Genomic DNA, 4,171 nt, shown 5'->3' with positions numbered 1-4,171 from the left:
TACCCTGAAAATCCTAGCAGAACTCTACTATTATCAAGGACGCTATGATCAAGCCAAAGAGTTGTTAGTGGAAGCTTTAGAACAGAGAAAACTGCTGCTGGGAGAAGAACATCCTTCTGTCGTCACCAGCCTGAACAACCTAGCGTCACTTTATGATTCTCAAGGACGGCATGACCAAGCCGAGCCGCTTTATCTGCAAGCTTTAGAAATATGTCAGCATCTGCTGGAGACTTATCCAGAATATTAATTTAGAGGTTGTTTAAAAAGTCCTGTTGTTGATAGCAAAACGTTTTAGATCCCCCTAAATCCCCTGATAAATTGGGGGATTTTAATTCTGGTTCCCCTTTTTTTAGGGAGGTTAGGTGGGATCAAGAAGTGCCTAAAATTACAGCTAACAATTTTTTCAACAACCTCTTAGTCGTAACCGTTCATAGGTTTTTTAGCTACTGCAAAAATACAGGTACACATCTTGGCTTATAAACATTGGCTAAGTAGTTGCATCAAGACCATCACGGCTTTCGGATCGCTATACACAAATATTGCGTTGAGAGAGTTAATACCAAAGGCACTTACTTTCCCCAGTTATGGACGACTGTTGGTAGCCAACCGAGAACTAGAGCGGGAAATCAGCGATGTCCACAACGAGATCCGCTTACTCAAACAGGCAGAAATTGCGATCAAACAAAGCGAGATTCGCTACCGTGCCATTGTAGAAGATCAGACTGAAATGATTGCCCGATATTTACCAGACAGCACACTCACTTTTTTCAACCAAGCTTTTGCGCTTTATTATGGGCGATCGCCAGAGGAGCTAATCGGCAGCCACGATCAACCCATTATCTTGGAGGCAGATCGGGAGCGAGTTGCTGAATTTGTAGCTTTAATTAGTGCTGATAATCCCGTTGTGATTATTGAGAATCGCGTGGTTGTGGCAGGTGAGGTGCGTTGGACTAAGTGGCATAACCGAATGATATTTGACGAGCAAGGATGCTTTCTGGAATTTCAATCGGTGGGGTACAATATCACAGACTTCAAGCAAATTGAAGAAACACTTTTTCAAGAAAAAGAATTAGCCCAGGTGACGTTGCAATCAATCGGAGATGCAGTTCTTACCACAGATGCGTTTGGCAGGATTAAATACCTCAATCCGGTTGCAAAATTTCTGCTTGGATGTAGTGAAACATCCGCAGAAGGGTTGCTGTTAGAAGAAGTCTTTGGAATTGTGCATGAAGCGACACGGGAGACAGTTAAGAACCCAATTGAGCAAGCGTTAAAGGAAAATCGAACTGTGAGTTTAGCAAACCATACCGTCTTAATTAATCAGAATAATCAAGAAATTGCGATTCAAGATTCAGCCGCGCCCATTCGCAATCGTGAGGGACAAGTGATTGGCGCGGTTATGGTGTTTCGTGACGTGACTCAGAACCGCTTGCTTTCGCGTCAGCTATCCTGGCAGGCAAGTCATGATGCCTTAACAGGATTGGTGAATCGCTACGAGTTTGAGCAGCAGATTCAACAAGCATTGCACCTTGCCAAATTAGACTACCAGATTCATGCGTTGTGCTATTTGGATCTCGATCACTTCAAAATTGTAAATGATACCTGTGGTCATCTAGCTGGAGACGAATTACTGCGTCAAATTACTATCCTATTGCAAGAGAAGATTAGGAAAACTGACACACTGGCACGCTTAGGGGGCGATGAATTTGGCGTATTGCTCAGTCAGTGTCTGCCGGAGCAAGCTTTACGAGTTGCCAATGATCTGCTTGAATGTGTTCAAGAGTTCCGGTTTGTTTGGCAAGAGCAGGTATTCTCAATTGGAGTAAGTATCGGCTTGGTGGGTATTGACATGAATAGCGAGAGCCTTGCAGAGATTATCAGCACGGCTGATGCAGCTTGCTATACTGCGAAGAACCGGGGGCGCAATCGCGTGTACTTTGCTCAGACTGACGACCAGGAGCGATTGCAACAGCGCGGGGAGATGCAGTGGGCCAGCCGCATTTCTCAAGCCTTGGAAAATGATTGGTTTTGTCTCTATGTTCAACCTATTGCCGCTATCACCTCGACTGCTCAAAACGTTGACGATGGGGACTATTATGAAGTGCTGCTGCGGCTCCAGGATGAGGAGAGAAATTTAGTGCTGCCGATGACGTTTATTCCAGCAGCAGAACGCTACGACTTGATGCACCTGATCGATCAATGGGTGATTCGGACTTTGTTCAGGAATTGGACAAGGGTTGTTGGCGATAAACAAAGCATTTATGCGATTAACCTTTCTGGTTCTAGCATCAACGACGATCGGTTCTTCGACTTTCTATATCAGCAGTTTACCCTATACTCCATCTCACCCCACTGCATTTGCTTTGAGATTACCGAAACCGTGGCGATCGCCAACCTAAGTAAAGCCAGACAGTTCATTCAGTCACTTCAACGGATGGGCTGTCGCTTCGCGTTGGACGATTTTGGGGTGGGTATGTCGTCCTTTGCCTATCTCAAGTCTCTGCCTGTGGATTACCTCAAAATTGACGGGAGCTTTATTCGTAACATTGTCGAGAATCCTGTAGATAATGCGATCGTGGCAGCAATCACGCACATTAGTAGTGTGATGGGTATTCAGACTATTGCTGAGTTTGTAGAGAATGACGCGATTTTAGAGCGAATTACGGCACTTGGAATTGATTACGCACAGGGATATGGCATTGCAGCACCTCGCCCATTGGAGTAGATATAGCTAGCCACACTGTTGGCAAATGTGCTACATAGCTTTTGTTAATTCAAGTACTACGTAAGTTCAAGCTGCGCCTAACTGGGGTTCAGCCGGGTATCCTGCTGAACCCCGAAAAAGGTATCGGCTTAACCGATACCGAAAGCATAACTCTAAGATCGAGCCGTGAACATTCTAACGTTACAACCAACTCCAAAATCTCCCCAAAACAGACTATTCCCATTGACTCCACATACCCGCAAGTTATTCAAACCCTGCTGGCCAAGTGCCATGACGCTGGTTATCCTGTGCAATGCGTTCCTGCTTCTCCTGTCGGAGACGCTACGCGAACGGGTTGCCGTAGGCATCGCATTTCTTGCGGCTACTACCGGGTATCTCTGCACGGCGAGGATTTGGGGGATTGGTCAAGTACAGTTCATAATTCGCTTTTTCACCCATTCGCAATTACAAAAATCTGAATTGAGGAAGTCTACTGAATCTTTGCCATTGCTTAAATCACTGTACTAGGAGTTTTACTGGTTATGAAGGCTTATTTACTACATCTGGAGTAACCGCTTTTACGGACTCTCCGTGTAACATTCTGGTTACAGCGAGTAAACAGCGCACTACATGTGTAACTCGATTGTTGGCAGTGGGTGCAAGACCCTCAGCCACCAGTGCAATAAAAAACTGCCCGCTTTGCAAGGAGTCCAGAGCAGTGCTTGTAAAAAAGTTAAATATGGGAGTTTTAAACTATTGCCCCCTGCTTTACATATAATTCGTTTGCTATGTCAATACTGTAGCCAAATTACGAGGGATCAACGGCTGTAGAAGCATTATGAATACGACCAAGAGAGGTAAGCTTGGCAAAAATCTGGGATAATAAAATAGGCTCAGGCTGTTGGGGAAGCATTTTTAACATTTCCCGAACATATCGAAAACCCCGACAATAAGCCTGAAGATCAACAATGCCAGAGCCAGGATTATCTTCACGAAACTGAGCTAAAAGATAATCATAGGTTTTTGGCTACAGTATTGTTCCTCAAAACCCTATTAATCAACATTTTAATTGGCCATTACCCCAAATTAGACATTGGTTCAACCCGGACGTATTTAACAATTGATAAATATTCGTAATAAATTGGCTGTGGCGTTTGTGTTGACGAAAAAATGGGGTTCTTAGGCGGTGTAGACTCTCCTAAATTGAGCGCATACACCGGACACTATCACCAGAAATAAATGAGCCCACCACTCCCAACTCGTCTACTCAACAAGAATTACAGGTAAGCGAGAATACCTTAGACTAAGCAAAGCGTGATTGCTCCCCGATGCCGCCGCTTATTGCAAAGCGTGTTATTCTCACCGTGATAATTATACACTTATGCTGATGATGTTCCGCCACGGTCTAAGGATGGGGAAAACTGTTAACTTATACGTTCTTCAAAGCTTTACGTTTTATCTCGTAGT

2 protein-coding genes and 1 pseudogene are annotated in these 4,171 nt (G+C 44.5%); 2 read left to right on the top strand and 1 reads right to left on the bottom strand.

The window, feature by feature from the left end; all coding sequences use genetic code 11:
• Both ABF638_RS36915 and ABF638_RS36910 read left to right on the top strand, forming a co-directional pair.
• A partial coding sequence (locus tag ABF638_RS36915; RefSeq protein ID WP_435027707.1) for a tetratricopeptide repeat protein occupies positions 1-247 on the top strand: 247 nt, incomplete at its 5' end.
• A 222-nt stretch (positions 248-469) separates the two neighbouring features.
• On the top strand, positions 470-2,725 hold the full coding sequence (locus ABF638_RS36910) for an EAL domain-containing protein (RefSeq protein ID WP_435027706.1): 2,256 nt from the start codon (positions 470-472) through the stop codon (positions 2,723-2,725).
• A gap of 787 nt (positions 2,726-3,512) precedes the next feature.
• Here the strand turns inward: ABF638_RS36910 and ABF638_RS36905 are convergent.
• Positions 3,513-3,716: pseudogene (locus tag ABF638_RS36905) on the bottom strand (IS4 family transposase); the annotation flags it as partial.
• Positions 3,717-4,171 lie beyond the last annotated feature (455 nt).

Source organism: Nostoc sp. CALU 1950, from assembly GCF_051172895.1.
Lineage (GTDB): Bacteria > Cyanobacteriota > Cyanobacteriia > Cyanobacteriales > Nostocaceae > Nostoc > Nostoc edaphicum_A.
Note: the sequence above shows the minus strand (reverse complement) of the source record. Positions and strands in the feature narration are given on the sequence as shown.